This is a genomic window from Streptomyces sp. NPDC039609 (assembly GCF_055596705.1).
The window spans coordinates 315,928-338,110 of sequence record NZ_JBVIUJ010000001.1 but is presented as its reverse complement, the minus strand read 5'-3'; the positions used below and the strand labels follow the sequence as shown (position 1 = coordinate 338,110).

20 protein-coding genes are annotated in these 22,183 nt (G+C 71.6%); 13 read left to right on the top strand and 7 right to left on the bottom strand.

The annotated features are described in order from the left end of the window. Positions 1-53 precede the first annotated feature (53 nt). The 5 genes from ACZ561_RS01535 (at position 54) to ACZ561_RS01515 (ending at position 5,111) form a co-directional block, all read left to right on the top strand. Positions 54-1,136, top strand: a complete 1,083-nt coding sequence (locus ACZ561_RS01535; RefSeq protein ID WP_470990005.1) for an NADH:flavin oxidoreductase/NADH oxidase — start codon at positions 54-56, stop codon at positions 1,134-1,136. A 201-nt stretch (positions 1,137-1,337) separates the two neighbouring features. After that, positions 1,338-2,423: a WD40/YVTN/BNR-like repeat-containing protein gene (locus ACZ561_RS01530; protein WP_470988216.1), complete on the top strand. Its 1,086-nt coding sequence runs from the start codon at positions 1,338-1,340 to the stop codon at positions 2,421-2,423. Between the two features lie 34 nt (positions 2,424-2,457). Further along, complete coding sequence (locus tag ACZ561_RS01525; protein WP_470988214.1) at positions 2,458-3,135, top strand: uracil-DNA glycosylase; 678 nt, start codon at positions 2,458-2,460, stop codon at positions 3,133-3,135. Beyond that, the gene (locus tag ACZ561_RS01520; protein ID WP_470988211.1) at positions 3,132-4,103 is read left to right on the top strand and encodes an N-acetylglucosamine kinase; all 972 of its coding nucleotides are present in this window, start codon (positions 3,132-3,134) and stop codon (positions 4,101-4,103) included. Before ACZ561_RS01525 ends, ACZ561_RS01520 begins: the two co-directional genes overlap by 4 nt. An 87-nt stretch (positions 4,104-4,190) precedes the next feature. Then, the gene (locus tag ACZ561_RS01515) at positions 4,191-5,111 is read left to right on the top strand and encodes a sirohydrochlorin chelatase (RefSeq protein ID WP_470988209.1); all 921 of its coding nucleotides are present in this window, start codon (positions 4,191-4,193) and stop codon (positions 5,109-5,111) included. Between the two features lie 76 nt (positions 5,112-5,187). On the opposite strand, the gene ACZ561_RS01510 is transcribed toward ACZ561_RS01515, so the two are convergent. Both ACZ561_RS01510 and ACZ561_RS01505 read right to left on the bottom strand, forming a co-directional pair. Continuing rightward, entirely contained in the window at positions 5,188-6,234 is a 1,047-nt protein-coding gene (locus ACZ561_RS01510; protein ID WP_470988208.1) for a lactonase family protein, read from the bottom strand. A 530-nt stretch (positions 6,235-6,764) separates the two neighbouring features. Continuing rightward, positions 6,765-8,267 (bottom strand): FUSC family protein, encoded by a 1,503-nt coding sequence (locus tag ACZ561_RS01505; RefSeq protein ID WP_470990002.1) that lies wholly within the window; start codon positions 8,265-8,267, stop codon positions 6,765-6,767. Between the two features lie 312 nt (positions 8,268-8,579). Between ACZ561_RS01505 and ACZ561_RS01500 the strand changes: the two genes are divergently transcribed. The 4 genes from ACZ561_RS01500 (at position 8,580) to ACZ561_RS01485 (ending at position 11,082) form a co-directional block, all read left to right on the top strand. Then, positions 8,580-9,062 carry an Lrp/AsnC family transcriptional regulator gene (locus tag ACZ561_RS01500; RefSeq protein ID WP_362356832.1) on the top strand — a complete coding sequence of 161 codons (483 nt, stop codon included), beginning with the start codon at positions 8,580-8,582 and terminating at the stop codon, positions 9,060-9,062. 24 nt (positions 9,063-9,086) lie between these two features. Continuing rightward, complete coding sequence (locus ACZ561_RS01495) at positions 9,087-9,773, top strand: HAD family hydrolase (protein WP_470988205.1); 687 nt, start codon at positions 9,087-9,089, stop codon at positions 9,771-9,773. A gap of 112 nt (positions 9,774-9,885) precedes the next feature. Then, positions 9,886-10,506 (top strand): DinB family protein, encoded by a 621-nt coding sequence (locus ACZ561_RS01490; RefSeq protein WP_470988203.1) that lies wholly within the window; start codon positions 9,886-9,888, stop codon positions 10,504-10,506. 360 nt (positions 10,507-10,866) lie between these two features. Beyond that, positions 10,867-11,082 (top strand): DUF6243 family protein, encoded by a 216-nt coding sequence (locus tag ACZ561_RS01485; protein ID WP_470988201.1) that lies wholly within the window; start codon positions 10,867-10,869, stop codon positions 11,080-11,082. A gap of 224 nt (positions 11,083-11,306) precedes the next feature. Here ACZ561_RS01485 and ACZ561_RS01480 read toward each other — a convergent pair whose 3' ends face one another. Together ACZ561_RS01480 and ACZ561_RS01475 are read right to left on the bottom strand one after the other, a co-directional pair. After that, complete coding sequence (locus ACZ561_RS01480; protein WP_470988198.1) at positions 11,307-13,439, bottom strand: N-acetylmuramoyl-L-alanine amidase; 2,133 nt, start codon at positions 13,437-13,439, stop codon at positions 11,307-11,309. Next, the gene (locus tag ACZ561_RS01475; protein ID WP_470990000.1) at positions 13,436-13,567 is read right to left on the bottom strand and encodes an RCC1-like domain-containing protein; all 132 of its coding nucleotides are present in this window, start codon (positions 13,565-13,567) and stop codon (positions 13,436-13,438) included. Before ACZ561_RS01475 ends, ACZ561_RS01480 begins: the two co-directional genes overlap by 4 nt. Positions 13,568-13,775: 208 nt before the next feature. On the opposite strand from ACZ561_RS01475, the gene ACZ561_RS01470 reads away from it, so the two are divergent. After that, on the top strand, positions 13,776-14,228 hold the full coding sequence (locus tag ACZ561_RS01470) for an SRPBCC family protein (RefSeq protein WP_470988197.1): 453 nt from the start codon (positions 13,776-13,778) through the stop codon (positions 14,226-14,228). Positions 14,229-14,235: 7 nt separating this feature from the next. Here ACZ561_RS01470 and ACZ561_RS01465 read toward each other — a convergent pair whose 3' ends face one another. From ACZ561_RS01465 to ACZ561_RS01455, 3 genes are all read right to left on the bottom strand, one after another. Continuing rightward, positions 14,236-15,036, bottom strand: coding sequence for a TIGR01458 family HAD-type hydrolase (locus ACZ561_RS01465; RefSeq protein ID WP_470988195.1), 801 nt, complete (start codon positions 15,034-15,036; stop codon positions 14,236-14,238). Positions 15,037-15,251: 215 nt separating this feature from the next. Continuing rightward, a complete protein-coding gene (locus ACZ561_RS01460; protein ID WP_470988193.1) occupies positions 15,252-17,690 on the bottom strand; it encodes an endo-beta-N-acetylglucosaminidase in 2,439 nt (812 codons plus the stop codon). A gap of 273 nt (positions 17,691-17,963) precedes the next feature. Then, entirely contained in the window at positions 17,964-18,995 is a 1,032-nt protein-coding gene (locus ACZ561_RS01455) for a LacI family DNA-binding transcriptional regulator (RefSeq protein ID WP_470988191.1), read from the bottom strand. 124 nt (positions 18,996-19,119) lie between these two features. Here ACZ561_RS01455 and ACZ561_RS01450 point away from each other — a divergent pair, with 124 nt between their 5' ends. From ACZ561_RS01450 to ACZ561_RS01440, 3 genes are read left to right on the top strand one after another with little or no spacing between them, the layout of a single operon-like run. Further along, complete coding sequence (locus ACZ561_RS01450; protein ID WP_470988188.1) at positions 19,120-20,403, top strand: ABC transporter substrate-binding protein; 1,284 nt, start codon at positions 19,120-19,122, stop codon at positions 20,401-20,403. A 57-nt stretch (positions 20,404-20,460) separates the two neighbouring features. Then, complete coding sequence (locus ACZ561_RS01445; protein WP_470988185.1) at positions 20,461-21,333, top strand: carbohydrate ABC transporter permease; 873 nt, start codon at positions 20,461-20,463, stop codon at positions 21,331-21,333. A gap of 2 nt (positions 21,334-21,335) precedes the next feature. Beyond that, a complete protein-coding gene (locus ACZ561_RS01440) occupies positions 21,336-22,181 on the top strand; it encodes a carbohydrate ABC transporter permease (RefSeq protein WP_470988182.1) in 846 nt (281 codons plus the stop codon). The last annotated feature ends 2 nt before the right edge of the window (positions 22,182-22,183 follow it).

Below are 22,183 nucleotides of genomic sequence, written 5' to 3'. Positions count from 1 at the left end.
CTACGATGAGTATCGTACGAGCGTCCTTCGAGGTCACCGAAACGGAGTCCGTCATGAGCGTCGCCCTGTTCGAGCCCTACACCCTGCGGTCGCTGACCATCCCGAACCGCGTGTGGATGGCCCCGATGTGCCAGTACTCGGCAGAGGTGTTCGGGCCGAACGCGGGAGTCGCCAACGACTGGCACTTCGCCCACTACGCCTCCCGCGCCACCGGCGGGACCGGCCTCATCCTCGTCGAGGCGACCGCCGTCGCCCCCGAGGGCCGGATCAGCCCCGCGGACCTCGGCATCTGGAACGACACCCAGGTCGAGGCCCTCCGCCGCATCTCCGGGTTCCTCAAGGAGCACGGCACCGTCCCCGGCATCCAGATCGGACACGCGGGCCGCAAGGCGTCCACCAAGCGCCCCTGGGAGGGCCGCGGTCCGGTCGCCACCGACGACCACGGCTGGCAGCCCGTCGCGCCGAGCCCCGTCGAGTTCGCCGAGGGCTACCCCGTCCCGACCGAGCTGACGACGGCGCAGATCGCGGAGATCACCGGACAGTTCGCCGACGCGGCCCGCCGGGCCCTGGCGGCCGGCTTCGAGGTGCTCGAGGTGCACGGCGCCCACGGCTATCTCATCGGCGAGTTCCTCTCCCCGCACAGCAACCGCCGCACCGACGCGTACGGCGGCTCGTTCGAGAACCGCACCCGCCTGGCCATCGAAGTCGTCGACGCCGTACGGGCGGTGTGGCCCGAGGAGCTCCCGCTCTTCTTCCGGATCTCGGCCACCGACTGGCTGGAGGAGCAGGGCTGGACCCCGGACGAGACGGTCCGCTTCGCGCGCCTGCTGCGGGAGCACGGGGTCGACCTGCTCGACGTCTCCAGCGGCGGCAACGGCGGCCCGGCCGAGATCCCGGTCGGCCCCGGCTACCAGGTGCCCTTCGCCGCCCGGGTGAAGGCCGAGACCGATCTGCCCGTCGCGGCCGTGGGGCTGATCACGGAGATCGACCAGGCGGAGAAGATCGTCGCCAACGGCGAGGCCGACGCCGTGCTGCTCGGGCGCGAGCTGCTCCGCGACGCCTCCTGGGCCCGCCGGGCGGCGCGCGAGCTGGGCGCCGAGACCCACGCGCCGAGCCAGTACGCCTGGGCGATCTGAGCCCTCCCGTTCCCGCCGCGGAATCCCCGCTTCGGAACCCCCGCATCGGTTTCCTCGCTACGGGAACGCGCTTCGGACTCTCTCCAGGTTGACGCGGAACACGCCCGTGACCTGGGGAGAAGCCCGTTCCAGGAGCCGCTGTCAGTGGCCGGGTGCAGACTGGCCCGTATCCGCGACAACGGCGTCCTGGAGGTGTCGGCCATGTCCGACGTAGTACTGACCGTAGGCACCCGCAAGGGTCTGTTCATCGGCCGAAGGCGCGACGGCCGGTGGGAGTTCGACGATCCCCACTTCAACGCGCAGGCGATCTACTCGGTCGCCATCGACACCCGGCGCTCCACGCCCCGGCTCCTCGTGGGCGGCGACAGCTCCCACTGGGGCCCGTCCGTCTTCCGCTCCGACGACCTCGGAGCCACCTGGACCGAGCCACCGAAGCCCGCGGTCAAGTTCCCCAAGGACACGGGGGCTTCGCTGGAGCGGGTCTGGCAGCTGCACCCCGCGCCCGCGCACTCCCCGGACGTCGTCTACGCGGGCACGGAGCCCGCCGCCCTGTTCAGGTCCGACGACGGCGGTACGTCGTTCGAGCTGGTCCGCCCGCTGTGGGAGCACCCGACCCGGTCGCGGTGGGTGCCCGGCGGAGGCGGCGAGGCCGTGCACACGATCGTGACCGATCCACGCGATCCGGAGGCGGTGACGGTCGCGGTGTCGACGGCCGGAGTGTTCCGTTCCCGCGACGGCGGGGCGAGCTGGAATCCCTCCAACCGGGGGGTGTCCGCGGTCTTCCTGCCCGATCCGGACCCGGAGTTCGGCCAGTGCGTGCACAAGATCGCGCAGGACGCCGGCGACGTCGACCGGCTCTATCTGCAGAACCACTGGGGTGTGTACCGCAGTGACGACGCCGGCGCGAAGTGGACCGACATCGGCGCGGGTCTCCCCTCCGACTTCGGCTTCGCCGTCGCCGCGCACCCCCATCGGCCCGGTGTGGCCTATGTGTTCCCCATCAACGCGGACGAGGACCGGGTGCCGGCCGGGCACCGCTGCCGTGTCTACCGTACGAGTGACGCCGGGGCCGGCTGGGAGGCGCTGACGGCCGGGCTGCCGGAGGGCGACCACTACGGCACGGTCCTGCGCGACGCGATGTGCACGGACGACGCCGACCCGGCGGGCGTCTACTTCGGCAACCGCAACGGCGAGGTGTACGCCAGCGCGGACGACGGGGACAACTGGCAGCTGCTCGCCGAGCACCTGCCGGACGTGCTCTGCGTGCGGGCGGCGGTGATCGGGTGAGGCGCCCGGGCACTGCGCCAGTAGAGTGACGCCCGTGGCAGCACGACCGTTGAATGAGATCGTCGAACCGGGGTGGGCGCACGCGCTCGCGCCCGTGGCCGAACGCATCGCCGCTATGGGCGACTTCCTGCGTCAGGAGATCGCCGCCGGGCGAACCTACCTGCCCGCGGGAGCGAACGTCCTACGGGCGTTCCAGCAGCCCTTCGACGAGGTGAGGGTCCTGATCGTCGGCCAGGACCCGTATCCGACGCCGGGGCACGCGGTGGGCCTGAGCTTCTCCGTGGCGCCGGAGGTGAGCCCCGTGCCACCGAGCCTGGACAACATCTTCCGGGAGATGCACACCGATCTGGGGCTGCCCCGGCCCTCGAACGGCGATCTGACGCCCTGGACCCGCCAGGGTGTGCTGCTGCTCAACAGGGCGCTCACCACCGCGCCCCGGAAGCCCGGCGCCCACCGCGACAAGGGGTGGGAGGCCGTCACCGAGCAGGCCATCCGGGCGCTGGCCGCCCGCGGGAAGCCGCTGGTGTCCGTGCTGTGGGGCCGTGACGCGCGCAACCTGCGTCCACTGCTGGGCGATCTGCCGGCGATCGAGTCCTCGCACCCCTCCCCGATGTCGGCGGACCGCGGTTTCTTCGGCTCCCGGCCGTTCAGCCGCACCAACGAACTGCTCCTGCGCCAGGGGGCGCAGGAGGTGGACTGGCGACTGCCGTGACGGACGCGGGCTGGGTCGTCGGGATCGACTCGGGCGGCTCGGGGCTACGGATCGCCCTCGCACGGGCGTCGGACGCCCGCCCCGTGGAGACCGTGACGTCGCGCGAGCCGGTGCGGACCGGTCCCGGCGGAATCGAGGCGGCCCATCTCCTCGCACAGGTCCTGCCCGCCGTCGAGGCGATGAAGGCCCGCACCGGGGCAGGGGACATGGTCGCCGTGGCGGTCGGAGCCGCCGGCATGGCGACGCTCGGCGACGAGCTGCGTGCCGTGCTGCCGGGCGCTCTGGACCGGGCGCTGGGCGTACGGCGGCTGGCGCTGGCCGCCGACGCCGTCACCGCGTACGCGGGGGCCCTCGGGCAGCGGCCCGGGGCGGTGGTCGCGGGCGGCACGGGCCTGATCGCGCTCGGCACGGATCTCACGACCTGGCGCCGGGCCGACGGCTGGGGCCATCTGCTCGGCGACTGCGGCAGCGGTGCCTGGATCGGCCGGGCCGGCCTGGAGGCCGCGATGCGGGCCTTCGACGGGCGCCGGGGCGGTTCACCGGCGCTGCTCGCCCGGGCCGAGGAGCGGCTCGGTCCCGCCGCCGGGCTGCCGGGAGCGCTCTATCCACGGACCGACCGGCCCGCCGTGCTGGCTTCCTTCGCCCCCGAGGTGGCTCACTGCGCCGCGGCCGGCGACGTGGTGTCGACGGCGATCCTGCGGCAGGCCGCCGCGCATGTGGCCGAGGCCGCGGCTGCCGTGTGCCCGGCCGCGGGTGAGTCCGAAGTGGCCCTGACGGGCGGTCTGTTCAAGATGGGCGACCCACTCCTCGTACCGCTGCGCGCCGAGCTGGCGGAACAATTGCCGCATGCCCGCCCGACATCGGCGGCGGGGGATCCGCTCGCCGGGTCGCTCGCACTCGCGGGTTGGCTGGCCACGGACACACTTCGGCTGCCCACGGAGCCTCAGTTGCTGCAATTGACCCGGTAAACGACGGTTCGGACAAAGAGGGGCAGATAACGCGCTGCTGCACCTCAGTGCCCTGCGCGGCGGTCGAAACCAGTAACATGCGGCGCCATGAGCTCCCCCACTGGGCCTGCTTCCGGCCTGCCTGTACGAATGCCGCGACCCCGCCAGCCCGGACGGCACCGTCGCCCCGAACCCGTGGCGGCGCCCGAGGGTGCTCCCGCACTCGTTCTCGCCGTCCCCGGCGCGCCGTCGGCCGCCATACGCTCGCTGGCCGACGAGGTCGTGAGCATCGCCCGTTCCGAGCTGCCCGGCCTGGAGGCCGCGATCGGCTACCTGGACGGCGACGACGCCGAGTACCCCACCCTCGGAACCGTGCTGGCGCGGGCCGAGACGCTGCGCACCGAGCGGTACCAGCTGGCCCTGGCGGCCGGCCGTGAGGTCAGCGCCCCCGAGGGCCCGGCCGCCGTCGTGGTGCCGCTGCTCGCCGGCCCGGACAGCGCCCTGATGCGCCGGATCCGCCAGGCCGTGATGGACAGCGGCAACGTCGCCGAGCTGACGGATGTCCTCGGCCCGCACCCGCTGCTCGCCGAGGCCCTGCACGTGCGCCTCTCGGAGGCCGGTCTGGCCCGCGCCGACCGCGCCCGGCTCTTCACGGTGGCCACCGCCGCCGACGGCATCGTCCTGGCCACGGTCGGTGGCGAGGAGGCCGTGCAGGCCGCCGGCATCACCGGCATGCTGCTGGCCGCCCGGCTGGCCGTCCCGGTCATGGCCGCCGCGCTGGACCAGGAGGGTTCGATCACCGCGATCGCCGAGCAGCTGCGCGGCTCCGGCTCGGTGCAGCTCGCGCTCGCCCCGTACCTGATCGGCCCCGAGCTGGCCGACGGCCTGCTCGACGCGGCCGCCAAGGAGGCCGACTGCGCCGCGGCCGAGCCGCTGGGCGCCTACCCGGCGATCGGCAAGCTGGTTCTCTCGCAGTACACGGCCGCGCTGGGCATCGCCCCGCAGCAGCAGGGTGCCCCGGCCGTCTGATCGATCCACGGCATAGGAAAGGGCCCGCATCGGAGATATCCGATGCGGGCCCTTCCCTATGGCCGGATCCGCGGGTTCAGCCGAAGACCACGCAGGTGGCGGCCGGGGCCTCGATCGCGCCCGCGCGGCGCGGGACACCGCTCTCCGCGTCGATGTCGAACCAGGTCACGTCGCCGGAGCGCTCGTTGGCCGCGTACAGCCGGCGCCCTGAGGGATCGAGGGCCAGGTCGCGGGGCCAGTGACCCCCACTGGGTACGGAGGCGACCAGGGCGGCCTTCTCGGCATTCGGGTCGAGGGCGAGGACGGCGATGCTGTCGTCGCCCCGTACGGCGGCCCACAGGAAGCGGCCGTCGGGGGAGACGGCCACCCCGGAGGGGTAGCTCGCCCCCGTGGCGCCCTCGGGCAGCACGGATGTCTCCGCGATCGGCTCCAGGGCTCCGGTCGCCCCGTCCCAGCGGCAGACGGTCAGGGTGGGTTCCAGCTCGTTCAGGACGTAGGCGTGGGTGCCGGCCGGATGGAAGGCCAGGTGGCGCGGGCCCGTGCCGGGACGCAGGGCGGTCTCCGCATGCGGGCGCAGTGCCCCGGAGGCGGGATCGAGGGCGTAGATCCGTACGGAGTCGGTGCCGAGGTCCACGGCGGTCGCCCAGGGCCCGCCGGGCGCGGGCAGGACCTGGTGCGCGTGCGGGCCGCGCTGGCGTTCGGCGACCGGTCCCGAGCCCTCGTGCCGGGCGACGTCGGTGGCGGGGCCGAGCACGCCGTCCGGGCCGATGGACAGGGCGGTGACGCTGCCGGAGCCGTAGTTGGCCGTGAGGACGTGGCCCCCGGCGACGGCGAGGTGCGTGGGCCCGGAGCCCTGTACGGCCACGTGAGCGCCGAGGAGCCGGGGGACGGCTCCGGTCACGTCGAAGGCGGCCACGGCGCCCTCCTCGGCCTCGGAGACGGCGTACAGCACCGTGCCCGCGAGGGCGAGGAAGGACGGGTCCGCGAGCGCGGTGGTCTCGGAGGTGACGGTCAATGCGCCGGTGAAGGCGTCCACGTCGGCGGTGAGGATGCCGCGGCCCCCGGCCGAGGTGAACGATCCGATGAAGGCCCGTAGAGGTCTCCGCGCGTCTGTGCCGCCCATGGCGTCTCCCCTCTCCGCCGGGCGGTCATGGCCGACCGCCCGCGTCGTCGGGGCCGACGTTAGCAGGCGGTCTAGACCAACTTGGATCACGTGGCCGGAAGGAGCCGATCCTCGACGCGGGGACGAGCAGGGCGCCAGGGGGTGTCGTGCCGATCAGGCCGGATCAGGGAGCGGCGTCCGGTGCATGGGATCTCCCCAGGCCCCGGGGCCGAGGGGACGGATCGCGAGGCGGTGGCGGAAGGCATGGCGGTGGGGCCACCTCCCGTGCCCGAAGGGCTACGGGGACCATGCCGACCGATGACAACGCGGCGAGGCGCGGTGCCGGACGCCGTGAGCCCGGCCCGACCGGCGAAACACCCCCAGGGAGTGTCCGCAAAGTATCGCCGTCCGCCCGCAGGGCGGGGCCCGCGGCGTGCGTGCGATCGCAAGGCGGCCGGAAGCCCTCGCAGCGGAGCTGCTTGGGCTTGTGGCCAACGCGGCGAGCGGGCGTGCCGGGCGTCGCGGACCAGGCGAGACCTTGCGGAGACGACCTATGCGGCGGGGACGAGCGGGGCGCTCGGGGAGGTGCGCATCGGCGCGGCCAGGTCGACCAGTGCGCGCTCGAGGCCGTACAGATGGCCGAGGGCCGCTTCGGCGCCCGGGTGGTGCGGCGGCAGGGCCTCCTCCTCGACGGAGGTGGAGCGCGCGGGACGGGTCGGCGGGACGAGGGCGTGGACGGCCGCCTCGACCCGCCAGGAGGCGGCGGCGAGCCGGGCGTCGTGGGAGGCGTCGGGGTCGGCGGCGACCGCGGCGAGACCGCGGATCTCGCGGGCGCAGTCGTCGAGCAGGGCGAGGACGCGGCGGGCGCGGGCCTTGCGGGCCCGCAGCGGGCTCAGCGGGTGGACGAGCGGCGCCAGCGAGAGCCGGACCCGGCCGAGCAGGACCTCGAGCTCGGCGGCGAGCGGCGCCGGGTCGGCGTCCGGGTCGCCGGCGAGCCGGCGCGCCGCGACGGTGGTGCAGTCGTGCACACAGGTCACCGCCCGCTCGATCCAGGCGTTGGTGGCGGCGTGGGTCGTCACGGGCAGCAGGGCGACACCCACGGCGGCGCCGAGCGCACCGACCGCGGTCTCCTCGAAGCGGAGCAGCAGGAGCCCGGGGTGCAGGACGCCGAGCAGTCCGTACAGCAGCCCGGCCATGACGGTCACGAAGAACATCATCCAGCTGTACGAGAGCGGGGCGGTGTAGAAGATCCCGAAGACGCACACGGCGACGAGTACGGCGGTCGGGGCGGGCGCGCCGGCGAGCGGGATCGCGATCAGGAGTCCGGCGGCGATACCGGTGACGGTGCCGACGACCCGGCGGAAGCCGCGGACCAGGGTCTCCCCGCGCGAGGCGGTGTTGACGAAGATCCACCATGCGGTGCCGACGGCCCAGTACCAGCGCTCGTGGGAGATGAACTGACCGGCGGCGAGCGCGACGGCGCAGGCGGCGGTGGCCTGGAACGCCTGCCGGGTGGTGGGCCGGTGGAGGCCGCGGCCGGGCAGCGGCGTGGGTGCGGCGGGCGGCGGGACGCGCCGCTCGATGCACCAGGCGACGAACCGGACCGTGCCCGAGACGGCGAGGGCGAGAGCCACCGCCACGTAGAGCTCCGGCAGCTGAGCGGGCAGCGCGTGCAGGAACTGGGTGACGAAGAACATCATGAAGGCGAAGATGCCGAGCGCGTGCCCGCGCGGGCCCCAGCGGCGTGCGTACACGCCCGCGAAGACGACGAGCAGCCAGGACGCGTCGCGCAGCAGCGGCGCGGCGTGCAGGGTGGTGGCGAGGGCGAGGACCGGGAAGCCGACGGCGGGCAGCAGGGCCGTGGTGGCCAGCTGCCGGCGTACGGTCGGGTCGCCGACGGTGAAGAGCGCGAGCAGCGCGGCCAGGCCGCCGGTGATCGAGGCGGTGAGGGAGAGTCCGGCGAGTTCGGCCGCGGCGACGGAGAGTCCGACGCCGAGGACGGCGCGCGAGGAGACCCGCAGCCTCACCCGGCCCGGGTCGGGTGCCACGAACACGAGTCGGACGAGCCGACGCCCGGCTGCCCGGAGCTGCTTCACGACGGTTGTTCCGCCCCCGCTGCCGTACACACACCCTCTTCGCATGATCTCGTGCCCCGGCCTGCTTGTGGCGGCCCCTGGACATGGGAAAGGCGCCGCGGGTCCGGTTCCCGGCCTCGTCGCCGGTCCGGCGCGTGCGCGGCGCCATCTCTTCGTACTCTCCTCAGAGGAAAACACCTGGTCACCCACTGGCTCAACTCAACCGACTCAAGGTGTGCCATTGGTACAGTCTTCGCGAGTAGAACTCGGCCAGAAGGAGGCCAACGGACCATGGCTGTGGACGAGCTCGACACGCGCATCCTGCGGTTGCTGATCGAGCAGCCACGTACCAGCGTGCGCGAGTACGCACGGATTCTGGGGGTGGCCCGGGGCACGGTGCAGGCCCGCATCGACCGGCTGGAGCGGGACGGGGTGATCACCGCCACCGGTCCCGTGCTCTCCCCCGCGGCGCTCGGTCATCCTGTGCTCGCCTTCGTCCACATCGAGGTCACACAGGGGCATCTGGACGAGGTCGGGGACGCTCTGGCCGCCGTGCCGGAGATCGTCGAGGCGTTCTCGATCACGGGCGGCGGGGACCTGCTGACGCGGGTGGTGGCCCGGGACAACGGCCATCTCGAGGATGTGATCCAGCAGCTGATCCAGCTGCCGGGCGTGGTCCGCACCCGTACGGAGATGGCGCTGCGCGAGCGGGTTCCGCACCGGCTGCTGCCCCTGGTGGAGGCGGTGGGGCGGGCGTCGGGCCGAGGTGCTTGATCCCGGGTTGAGATGCTGGGTCCCATGAGCACTGCGCGCCCTGCGGTCATCTTCGATCTCGACGGAACGCTGGTGGACAGCGAACCGAACTACTTCGAGGCCACCAGGCGGACCCTCGTCGCGTTCGCCGGGGACACGGACTTCGACTGGGAGCGGCACACCCGCTTCATCGGCATCGGGACACGGGAGACGCTGGAGATCCTCGGGGAGCGGTACGGGATCGAGGCGCCCGTCGACGTCTTGCTCGCCGCCACCAACCGGAACTATCTGGAGCTGGCGCGGGCGTCCACCCCGGTCTATCCGCAGATGCGGACCCTCGTGGAGCGGCTGTACGCGGCGGGGGTGCCGATGGCGGTGGCGTCCGGCTCGTCGCGCACGGCCATCGAGGCGGTCCTCGGCGGGACGGGCCTGGACACGTTGCTGAGCACCCTGGTCTCGGCGGAGGAGGTCGAGCGGGGCAAGCCGGAGCCGGATGTCTTCCTGGAGGCGGCGCGCCGGCTCGGGGCCGAGCCGGCGCGGTGCGTGGTGTTCGAGGACGCGGCCCCGGGAGCCGAGGCGGCGCGGGCGGCCGGGATGCGGTGTGTGGCGCTGCCGTACGTGGCGGCGACGGTGGACGATCCGGCGTTCCGCGCGGCGGATCTGGTGTTCCGTGGCGGGCAGGCGGAGTTCACCGCCGATGCGGCGCTGGCCTGGCTCGACGACCTGGCGTAGATCCTCCGGCCGTCGCGCCTCCGGCCATCGGACCGGCGGAAATCCGGGCGCCGGGCGGCATGGTCGTGTGGCAGGGTACGGACGCCCCGCCCCACCGCGCCATGGAGCATTCATGTCCCTGCCGTCCCGACTGATCCCGCTGCTCGACCAGTTCGACTTCGCGCGGCTCAGGCTCCGGCAACGCATGGCGGGGCCGTTCGTGGACAGCGGCAACGGCACCGACGTGGGGGTCGAGGCGCTCACCGACGAGGAGTACCTCTGGGAGCCGGTTCCCGGCTGCTGGTCGGTGCGCCGCCGCAGCGACGGCCCGGGCCCTCGGGCGACCGTCCTGACCGGAGTGGGCGAGTGGGGGCGGGACGCCACCCCGCCTCCGCACCCCACTCCCCCGCCGTTCACCACCATCGCCTGGCGGCTGAGTCATCTGAGCGAGCTCATGACGCTGCGCGCGGACCACACCGACGGCAGCCACAGCCTGACCCGTGACGACTACCTGATCAGCGGCGACGCCTCCTCGGCGATCGAGGCCTTCGACGCGGGAGCGGAAGCCTGGCGGAAGGCGCTGCTCTCGGCCGACGACACGGCGCTCGACACGGTGGGCCTCAGCAGCTACCCGCACGGCAGCGATCCCGAGGACGCCTTCCTCGACGTCGTCTGGTGGGTCAACCAGGAACTGCTGCACCACGGAGCCGAGATCGCACTCCTACGGGACCTCCACCGGGAACGCAACGCGTAGGACTTGTCCGGGCGACCACGGTGCCGGCGGCTGAGGCACGCCGGGACTGCGGACGGTCGCTTCAGTCCGACCCCGGCACCGCGCCCGCCCCGGGCGGGCGGCGCCCACCGGAGGGTGCCGGCGGTGCCGGGGTGCCCGGAAGGAGGCTGACCCCGGGCGCTCACCGAAGGCCCGGCCGACGCCGGGGCGGCGGAAGGTTGGCGCGCGGGGCCGACGGAACCGGGTACCGTCTTTGTCATGTTCTTCCAGACGCCGATTCACGAGTGAGAGCGTGACGGGCCCGCTGACGTCCTTCGACGTCGCCGCCCGTCCCCCACCGATGAATCCGTAGATCACTTCACATCATTACCGGGAGAACCCGTGACCGACAGCAAGAACATCAACAATCCCGTGGGCCAGGGCGGCGGCCAGCGCAAGAAGCTGTCCCGCGCCGAACGGCAGAACAACGGTCCGCACCGGAACCTCGACCGCCAGGGTGCAGCCGACCGGAAGGCGGAGCTGGTGCGCAAGATGCGCGAGAAGGCGCGGGCAGCTGAGGCCGCCGCGCAGGCGAGCGACGACACCGCGCAGAGCTGACGCACCTCCGCCACGGGGCGGCATCGCTCGGGGCGGGGCCCGGACCGCGACGCGCGGCCCGGGCCCTGCTGCCGTTTCGGGCACGGCCGGTCCCGGTCAGCTCTCGGCCGACCACCCGCCCCTCGGCCGACCACCCGTCGCAGCCGCGGCTTCGGCAGCCCCGTCACCGCCACCGCCCGAGCTGCACCACCAGCCAACGCACCTCTGCTTCGCGGATCCGGGTGTCAGCGGCGCGTTTCCGCATGGTTCACGGTGGCAAGGCGGCGGTTGTACTGGATCACGTCGTACTTCTGGTCACCAATGACCACGACCTCCGGGCGCGTGGGTGTGGCAGGGAAGAAGTCGTCGGCGCCCACCGGTGTGCGAGCGGCCACGTACGCCTGCCCTTGGGGGAACGCGTACATGTCGAACCGCGTCTGTTCCGACGCAGCCACTCCCGGGGGGTACTCGCCGACGCGAGGGTAGGCCGTTGTGTAGACGGAGACGGACTCTGCCCCACTCGCGGGACGGACGATCCGCGCGTTCGGGGCGGGGCGGGTGTGGATGCCCGCAGGGTTGTGGATCCATCCCTTCTGCCCACCGAACCAGATGGCCGTCCAGTCCCCTCGCACGTCGGCGACGACGAACTCCTGCCCCCACATCGCGGTGGCTCCCCAGTCGTCGATGCGGTTGGTTCCCGCCGCTCCGTCCGGATGGAGGGCCCGATCGGACACGAGCGGGGCATCGTCGCCGGGCGCCGCGCGGACGTAGAGGAAGTTCGAAGGCTGGGTCTGGGTATGGCACTTCGGATCGCACACCGTGACTGTCTGCGGGTTCTTGCCGTATTCCGGGGCGATCATGACCGCCTGTCCGATCCCGATGTTCTCCCCTCCGGCCCCTCCCTCCGCCCCGAGCTTCTGGGGCGCATCGGCATCGAGGAGAGCCATGAACTTCTCCCAGTCCCAGTAGGGGCCGGGGTCCCAGTGTGCGTCCGGCGCGCGGGCCGGCCTCGGTGGGAGGACGTTGTCGTGTCCGATGATGTGCTTGCGGTCCATTGGGACGTCGAAGCGCCGTGCGAGGTAGCCCACCAGCGCGGCAGTCGCCTTGTACTGGGTCGGGGTGAACCAGGTGGGACCCTGGGCGGCGTACCCCTCCAGTTCGATACCGACGCCGTGCAGATTGACCCAGTAGTTCCCGGCATGGAAAGCAATGTCCTTGGTGGCAACCATCTGGGTTGCCTCACTGCCGTCGGCCTTCATCACGTAATGCGCGGAAACCCCGCTGGACGGGTCCTGAAACCAGCTGATTCCCGCGTCGTAGGGCCCTTCGATGTCATGGATGACGATGAAGTCGACGTCGATGCCCTGGGAGTTCCGTGTAGCCACCTGGTAGTTCGAGGCAGCAGCGGGAACGAACCGGCAGTTCAGCTCGCCGGGGCACTCCGGCACCGCCGCTGCGGGCAGCGTCCGCAACCTCAAGGAGGCGAGTTGCGCCTTCGACGGACGGACGTCCGGCCTCTTCGACAGCGACACCGTCCGGCCGTCCTCGCGCACCCGCTGCCGACCTGTGCGGATCACCGTGAACACGCCATCGGCGAACTGTCCGGCCGTCGCGGTGTCGGCGGCCTGGCTGTACCGTGCCACAGCCCCGTACCAGCTGCCGGGATCCGGCGACAACTCACGGGTGATCTGCCGTTGATACGAGGCGAGGAGAGCAGCGCCCCCTCGGAGGTTCTGCAGTTCGTCACTCTTGAGCGTCCGGGGTGCGACGCCGATCATTGCGGCGGCAGCCTGCAAGGTGTGCTCGGAAGGGTCGTCGGTGCCCGTGGCGTCCACCGGCCCTTCGCCCGGGCGGTGGGCGTACGTGTTCCCGGACGTCGTGTCTGTCAGGTGCATCGGGCCGTAGCCGCCCTTGGTGCTCGGGCGGCCATGGTTGCCCTCCCACCAGGTGGACTCGTAGCTGACGCCGAGAAGCACTTCCTTCGGCACACCGAACTCTGCTGCTGCCTGCTCGGCCGCCCGCTCGAAGCCACCCGGTGTCACATCGGACGGCTGGGCGTTGCCAGCGGCGGCGCAGCCCCAGATGAGGGCTACCGACACACCCGCTGCGCCGAGACCCCGTCGCGCCCTTCGTCTTCTGGCCACACCACGTCCCGTTTCGCCATCGCGGTCGGAGTTGTCTTCGAGGCCGGTCCTGCGGCCGCCACCATCCTTGGGGCGACAGCCTCCTGGTCCGACCGACACGCCCAACACACGCGGGCCCGTCACCGCACCGGAGCAGTTGCCGATCAGTACGGGGCCAGAGGTCGCCCGCCCAGGAGCGGTGCTTTGCGTCGGTTCGGCTCGAGAGAGCCCACGCCCAGACCCGTAGAAGATCATTTACGGGACAGCCCTGAGACAGCCGGCCGCGGCCCGGCGCTGTTTCCGCCCCAGGCGCGGACGGTGCCGTCGGACAGCAGGGCGAGGCTGTGGCCGCAACCGGCGGCGACCGCCGTTACGCCGCTCAGCTCGCGTACCCCGCCGGGGGTGGGGTGGTTTCGTCGTGGTGCCGTCCCCGGAGCTGCCCCGGCGCCGACTTCCGGGGATCGTCCCGCTCGGACGGGTGGGCGGCATGAGTACCGCTACTCACTTCGACACGATGGCGACGTTCCGCCACCCGTGGGATCATTTGTATGAAGTAACAACAGCCCCGACGAAGACGATCAAGAGGGCGAAATGTCTGCCATCAAGGAATCCATCGACATTTCCCGCAGCCCCGAGGAGGTCTTCTCCTACGTGACCGACCCGACCCACCTGCCCGACTGGCAGGAGAGCGCCGTCTCGGTCCGCCTCCTGGGCGAGGGGCCTGTCGCCGTCGGCTCGAAGGTCGCCGTGACGCGGCGGATGGGGCATCGGGCGATGGTCAGCATCATGCAGGTCATCGAGCTCGATCCGCCGACGAGTTGGCACATCCACGGCATCGACGGCCCGGTGCGCGGAGACGTCCAGGGCAGGATCGAGCCGATCGACGACGGCGAGCATTCACGGGTGACGATCGCCCTCGATTTCGAGGGTCACGGTATCGGCAAGGCGCTGGTCCCCCTCGTCGTGCGCCCGCACGTACGCAAGGAGATGCCCAGGAACGAGCAGACCCTCAAGGACATTCTGGAGACGGGAGCGGCTCGCTGATCGACGATCATCCTTCGCGCCTGCCGAGGATCTCGGGCAGATCCGGCAGATCGGCGAAGGAGTCCAGCACATGGTCCGGTGCGCCGTCGGCCGCCTCGACGGCCCCGGGCAGGTACTTGCCGGTCCGCACCAGGACGCCGGTGATGCCGCAGCGTTGGGCCGCGAGGACGTCGGACTCGATGTCGTCACCCACCATCAGCGTCTCGCCCGCGGCGACACCGAGGCGGGCGAGCGCGGTGGCGAAGAAGGTGGGCGAGGGTTTGCCGGTGATCTCGGCCTCGACGCCGGCCGCCCGTTCCAGACCCATGAGGAAGGCTCCCGTGTCGAGGTCGAGCCCGTCGGCGGTGCGCCAGTAGAGATTACGGTGCATCGCGACGAGCCGCGCGCCGTCGCGCACATGACGGAAGACCCGGTTGAGGGAGGCGTAGCCGAACGCGTCGCCCGCCCCGCCGAGAACGACCACGTCCGGCGCCGGGCCGCCCTCGTCGACCAGCGTCAGGCCGCCGAGGTCGTCGCGGACGTCACCGGTGTTGATCAGCAGAACGCGCGCCCCCGGCCAGTGCTTCCGCAGATGGGCCGCGGTGGCGGCGGGCGCGGTGAGGATGTCGTCGGCGCCGATGGGGAAGCCCTCGCCCGCCAGCCGGGCGGCGACGGAGGCGCGGGTCCGCGAGGTGGTGTTGGTGACGAGCGCGAGCGGGACATCGGCGGCGCGCAGCCGCTCCATGGCCGCCACAGAGCCGGGCAGCGCCTTCCAGGAGACGGTGAGCACGCCGTCGATGTCGATCAGTGCCGCTCGGATACGTGACATGGGGAGGAGCCTCCACACATGCAGTCCCCGGTAGTCCATCTCCGCACTCGGGCTTCTCAGCCGTCGCTGATTGCCCTGAGATCCGGGAGGATCTGCCGGGGGCCTGGCCAGAGCCAGCGAGTGGGTCACGCGGGTCGGCGAACGTCTTCGCCGGCGAGTGCGGCTCGCTCTGGTTTTCTGGTGTATTAGGGATTTTCCTCCTTATTTCACCCCCGTCAAGACCCCCAGGCCTCGAACTCGTAGATCCGTGCGGCGGGGTCGGTGGTCTGGGTGGGCCTGGTGATCTCCAGTCGTACGTAGCGTGCCGCGGCGGCCACGGGATGTGTGGTGGTGGCCGCCGTGTTGCCGGTGACGGTCGCCGCGGTGGTCCACGGGTCGGCGGTCGATCCGCGGATCTTCAGGGTGAAGTCCCGGGTGTTCCAGGACGCGCTCTCGCCGCCCGCGGCCGCGTGCTTCACCGTGAGGCGGTCCACCGTACGGACCGAACCGAGGTCGATCTCCAGCCACTTGGCGGTCGTGGTGCTGCACCACTTGTCGCCGTTTCCGCCGGAGACGGTGCCGTTGACAGCCTTGGCGGGTGTCTCGGTGCCGTTGCACTGGCCGGAGGCGGTCGCGGGGCGGTTCAGCGCGAGATTGGACTCGGTCGTGCCCGACCAGCCGACGGTGGCGGTGGCGGCCGGCGAGCGGCCGTACTCGGTGGAGACGGCCTCGACGTCGAGCGTCGTCGAGGTCTCCGTTCCGACGCGGTCGAGCTGCGGGACGAAGAGGGCGTCGTTGGGGGTGGCACCGAGGAAGGTACGGGTGCCGTCGGTGTTGCGCCGGTACACCTCGTAGTGGTGCACGGAGCCTGCGGCCGAGGCCGTCCAGGACAGCCGCAGCGACTTGCGCGTGGGGCTCACGTCGGTGGTGCCGAGCACGGTGACGGCGGTCGGTGCGGCCGCCGCGTCGACGGCCCCGTCGTAGACGGCGATCTGCCCGACCTTCACGTCGTACGAGGCGACGGACCCGGCGGCCTGCAGACCGATCTGGGCGATGGTCCGGCCGGCGTGGGCGGACAGGTCGAGCGTCTTGCGCTCCCAGCCGTTGGTGCCGGTGGAGCCGAGGTCGAGGGTGGTGAAGGTGGTCGGCGCGTCGGTGAAGGAGATCGCGGCCTTGAGACGGGTGGGTCCCGCGGCCGGGGTCTTCACGACGACCGACAGCTTGGTGTCGGCGGCGACCGGCAGCTTCGTCTGGTACAGCCGGACGGTGTTCACCGCGTCGAGGGTGCCCGTCAGACGCAGCGAGGAGCCACCCTCGTAGGCGTCATTGAAGTCGATCGAGGGGGTGAGCTCGGAGCCGGTGGAGGCGACCAGCCAGCGGTACGTCGGGGGCACGTCCTGGAGCGAGAGGTTGTTCCAGCCGGTCGACCCCACCCGTACGCCGCCGGAGTGGAAGAAGTCGCCCTGGCCCGCACCGAACGAGGTGACGAAGGGCTTGGCGGTGACGGGCGAGGACTCGGGGACGTAGTGCGCGAGCCCCTTCCAGGCCGAGGTCGTCGTCGTGTCGGACGGGTCACCGTTGGCGCCGTCCCAGTAACGCGCCTCCCTGGCATGGGAGTCGGCCCGGTTCGCCGACGAAGTGAAGGTCCACTCGGGCCGGTAGATGCCGAGGGAGGTGACGTGCGGCTGCCCGGCGGGGAAGACCGCGGCCCAGGGGACGGAGGTGTTGGAGCCGTTCGCCTCGGTGTCGATGCCGGAGTACAGCTCGTACTCGCTGCGGCCGAGGGAGCGTGCGAGCGTACGGGACGAGCTCAGTCCCGAGGCGCTCCAGCCGAAGTCGAGGAACATCGAGTCGGAGGTCCGCAGCGAACCCTCCTGCAGGAAGGAGTCGTTGGCGGAGGTGAGGGAGTCCTGCCAGCTCACCGCACCGGACTCGGTCATCGCGTCGTACCACATGAACTCGACCGGGCCGAGGGAGCGGGCATAGCGCATCTCGTTGCGCAGCTCGGTCGCGAGGGCCGCGTCGCCGCCCGCGGTCTCCTGGTTGATGAACCAGCCGTCGAAGCCGTAGTACTGCGCGACCTGGGCGAGCTTGTCCGCGACGGGGTAGGTGGAGCCGGTCTTCTTCGCGAAGTCGCGCACCCACTGGATCTGGCCGCCGTAGGCCGTGGGCGGGAAGAAGACGGTGCCGTAGACCTTCACGCCGTTGCGGTGGGCGGCGTCGATGACGGTCGCGTTGGGCGCGAGGATCAGGCCCTCGCTCGCGGAGCCGCCCCAGAAGACCAGCTTGTCGATGTACTGCCAGTGACCGAAGGCGTAGTAGTGCGGGTTGGTGGAGCCCTGCGAGGGGTTGTTCGAGGTGGGGCCGAAGGAGACCAGGGAGGCGATCTTCCCTTCGCCGGCTCGGGCGTTGGCGTTGGCCTTGAGCGCGGGATCGGAGACGCGCGGTCGCAGGGGGACGCGGGAACGGTTGAACCGCGCGTCGGGATCGGTGGCCGGATCCCAGCCCAGGAGGGTGTTCGGGTGCCAGTACGAGGCATGGGGCTGCTCGCCGGCCGCCTGCGGCCGCGCCGGGGCCTCGGCTCCGGCGGCGCTCGCGGCGGACGTGAGAGGTGCGAGGCCGAGCAGGGCGGCGAACAGCGCCGCGATCGGCAGAAGGGGCAGGTGTCGTCTCATCCGATACTCCGGTCCAGCGAAGGGTGGGGGTGCTGGGCGTACGGGAGGTACTGGTGGTGCGGATGACGCGTGACGGGTGGTGCGTGGCACGTGGGGCTCGGGCGGGCGGGCCGGATGGCGCGAGGCGTGCTGTGCCGTGCGTGCTGTGCCCCGCGTGCTGTGCCGACCGACGCGACCCCGGGGGCCGCGCGGGGCCGTGCGGACCGATGCACGCGGGAGCGATCGCGACGGGTGGCGCCATCGGTCCGTCTCGCCCCGGGAGGCTAAACGGCTTTAGTTCGCCGGGTCAAGAGCCGGTGGCGCCGTGCTCTCACGGACCGTCAGGCGCGGTGTCGGGTTCTTGATGTCCCGCGCCGCCGCCGGGTCGTCGACGAGCGCGAGCAGTTCCCGCGCCACCTGCTCGCCGAGGGCGAAGGTGTCGCGGGAGAGCGCGGTGAGGGCGGGGTGGACGATGCGGGCGAGGGCGGAGTCGTCGAAGGAGACGATCGACAGTTCGCCGGGGACGGCCACGCCCATCTCGGTGGCCACACCGAGCCCGGCCACCGCCATCACGTCGCTGTCGTAGATGATCGCCGTCGGCCGCTGGGGCCGGGCGAGCAGCGCCCGGGTGGCGGCGGCGCCCTCCGCGTCGCTGAAGTCGGTGGGCAGCGACACCGCCTCGGTCAGACCGAGGCGCCGCGCACTGTCCCGTACGGCACGGATACGGCGCTGGGTGTGCTGGAAGGCCGGCAGGCCGGCCAGGTGCGCGATCCGGCGGTGGCCGAGGGCCGCGAGGTAGTCGACGATCGACACCATCGCCTCGCGGTCGTCCGCCCAGACGCTGGGCAGGCTGCCGTGCCGGCCGGGGCCGCCGATGACCGTGGTGGGGACGCCCAGCTCCTCCAGGACGGGGATTCGGGGGTCGCGGACCTGGAGGTCGACCAGGACGAAGCCGTCCACCCGGTGCTCGGAGGTCCAGCGCCGGTAGACCTCGATCTCGGCCGCCGTGTCCTCCACGACCAGCAGGTTCAACGCCGTGCCGCGCGCCGAGAGTCCGGCCTGCAGTCCGCTCAGGAGATGGCCGAAGAACGGCTCCAGGCCGATGGTGCGCGCCGGGCGGGCGAGAACGAGGCCGACGGCGCCCGCCCGTGCCCCGCCGAGGGCGCGCGCGGCGCTGTGGGGCCGCCAGTTCATCTCCTCGGCCACCCGCAGGATGCGCTCCCGGGTCACCTCGCTCACTCCCGGCCGGCCATTGAGCGCGAAGGACACCGCGCCCTTGGACACCCCGGCCCGGCGGGCGATGTCGGCGATCGTCGGTCTGGCCACGCAGCGCCCTTCCTTCCTCGCGCACTGTCTTGACAGCGGAGTGTAGCGGGAGCATAGTCCCCCATCGCTAGACCGGTTTAGTAACTCTGCATCCTCCGCCGGAACAGACCGGGAGACCTCTCATATGCGAACAAGCCACTGGATGCGGGCGGCCGTTGCCGCGGTCGCCGCGGCCACGCTCGCCGGCTGCGGCCTCGGCGACCCGAACGGTTCCGACGACACGGACGCGGCGCCCGTCGGCGAGGTGAAGGGCAAGGTCTCGCTCCAGACCTGGGCCCTGAAGCCGAAGTTCACCGCGTACATGGAGGGCGTGATCGACGCCTTCGAGAAGAAGAACCCGGGCGTGGAGGTCGAATGGCTCGACCAGCCCGGCGAGGGCTATTCCGAGAAGGTGCTCAGCCAGGCGGCCGGCGGCACCCTCCCCGACGTGGTCAATCTGCCGCCGGACTTCGCTCTGCCGCTGGTGAAGCAGTCCATGCTGCTGGACGTGGCGAAGGCCGACCCGAAGCTGGACGCCGACTACGTCAAGGGCGGCACCGACGCCTATCGCTTCGGCGGGCGCGACGGTACGTACGGCTACCCCTGGTACCTCAACACCGACGTCAACTACTGGAACTCCGCGCTGCTCACCCAGCACGGCCTGGACCCGAAGAAGCCGCCGGCCTCCCTGGACGAGCTGATCACGGCGGCCAGGACCGTCAAGCAGAAGTCCGACGGCTCGGTCTATCTGATGAGCCGCAAGCCCGGTCTCATGGACTTCGCCAACGCCGGGGTGAAGCTCATGTCGGACGACGGCACGCGCTTCACCTTCAACACCCCCGAGGCCGCAGCCGTCCTCGACACCTACCGCGCCGCCTTCGAGGAGGGGCTGCTGCCCAAGGACGTGCTGACCGAGACGTACGCGGGCAACACCAAGCTGTTCAGCTCCGGCACGGCCGCGTGGACCACCGCCGGCGGCAACTACATCACCTCGCTGGCCACCGACAACCCGAGTCTCGCCCCCAAGGTGGTCTCCTCCCCCGCCATCGGCACCCCGCCGCTGTACGTCCAGGGCCTCTCGGTCTCGAAGGGCACCAAGAACCGGGCCACCGCGCTGGCGCTGGCCCGCTGGGTGACCAACGCCGAGAACCAGGCCGCCTTCGCCCGGCTCACGAGCATCTTCCCCTCGACGAAGGCCTCGGCCTCGGACCCCTTCTTCAGCAAGAGCGACGGCACCAACGCCGGTGATGCCAAGGTCACGGCCTTCACCTCGCTCGCGCAGGCCACGATGCTGGAGCCCGTCCAGGCGAACGACGCGATCAAGACGGTGATCAACCAGCAGATCGCCCTCGCGCTGAGCGGCCAGGCCGGCTCCAAGGAGGCCCTGGACACCGCGGTCGCCCGCGCCGACCAGCTGCTCAAGGACTGATCCGGCGAGCGGCGCCGCCTTCCCCCGGCGCCGCTCCCCCTCTCCGGAAGGCACCCCATGACACACCGGCGCTGGTTCACGCCGTGGCTGCTCGCCGGGCCGGCCGTGGTCTGGCTCGTCGTCTTCAACCTGTGGCCCGCCCTCAACACGGTGATCCTTTCGTTCACCAACGCCAAGCCACTGGGCGGCGGCCGCTTCACCGGCCTCGCCAACTACGAACGGGCCCTGAGTGACGAGCAGTTGATCGACGCGTTGATCAACAGCATCGTCTATCTCCTGATCTGTCTGCCGCTGCTCACCCTGATGCCGCTGCTCCTCGCCCTCCTGGTGGAGAAGAAGCTCCCGGGCATCACCTTCTTCCGTACCGCCTTCTACACCCCGGTCGTCGCCTCCGCCGTCGTGGTCGCGCTGATCTGGGGATGGGTCCTGGACGACCGCGGCCTGATCAACGGTCTCCTCGGACAGCTCGCGCTCGCCGACCGGCCGGTCGACTTCCTCACCGACCGCTGGCTCCTGCTCTTCAGCGCCATCGGGCTCACCGTCTGGAAGGGGCTCGGCTACTACATGGTCATCTACCTGTCGGCGCTCGGGAACGTCGGCCGCGAGCTGCACGAGGCCGCCGCCGTCGACGGGGCCTCCGCAGTACGCCGGTTCTGGCACGTCACCCTGCCCGGAGTGCGGACCACGATGATGCTGGTCTCCGTCCTGATCTCGGTCTCCGCCCTGCGGGTCTTCTCGGAGCTGTACGTCCTGTCCAACGGCACCGGCGGCCCCGGCGGCCGGGACATGTCGGTGGTGATGCTCATCCAGATGTACAGCCGCGGCTTCACCGGGCACATCGGCTACGCCTCCGCCCTCAGCCTGCTGCTCTTCGTCATCACCGTCGGCCCGATGCTGCTCCTGGCACGGCTCAACCGGAAGGCGGCCTGACCATGACCGCACGGGGATTCGGCACGCCCGCCCCGGCCGCGAAGGCGGCCCGCTATCTGCTCCTGACCGTGGTCCTGCTGCTGACGATCGGCCCGTTCCTGTGGCAGCTGTCCACCTCGCTCAAGGGGCCCGGCGAGGACGTCTACTCCCGTACGCCGGACTTCCTGCCGCGGGATTGGACGCTCTCCAACTACGCCCAGGTCGCCGAGACCATCCCGGTGTGGACCTACGCCGTCAACTCTCTGACGGTGGCGGCGATCGCCGTGGCCGGCAATGTCGTGGGCGCCACCCTCGCCGGGTACGCGCTGTCCCGGCTGCGGTTCCGCGGAGCCCGCCTGGTGCTCGGCCTGTTCCTCGCCACGCTGGTGCTGCCCGGCGAGGTCACGATCGTCTCGCAGTACGTGACGGTCCGGAGCATGGGGCTGACGGACACCCTGCTCGGGGTGGCGCTGCCCGGGGCGATCGCCATACTGAACGTGCTGCTGATGTACACCGCCTTCCAGGCCGTGCCGCCCGAACTCGACGCGGCGGCACTGGTGGACGGCGCCACGGTGTGGCAGCGCCTCATCCACGTGGGCCTGCCCAACGTACGGGGGATGCTGAGCGTCGTCGTGATCTTCACCTTCATCGGCGCCTGGGACGACTTCCTGTGGCCGCTGATCGTCCTCAACGACCCCGAGCGCTACACCCTCACCGTCGGCCTTCAGTACCTCGACGGAACGTTCACCGCCAACCCCCGGCTGATCGCGGCCGGCACCATGATCGCCTTCCTGCCGATCGTGGCCGTGTTCGCCGCGCTCCAGCGGTTCTTCTTCAAGGGCGTCGAGGAAGGCGCCATCAAGGGATGACC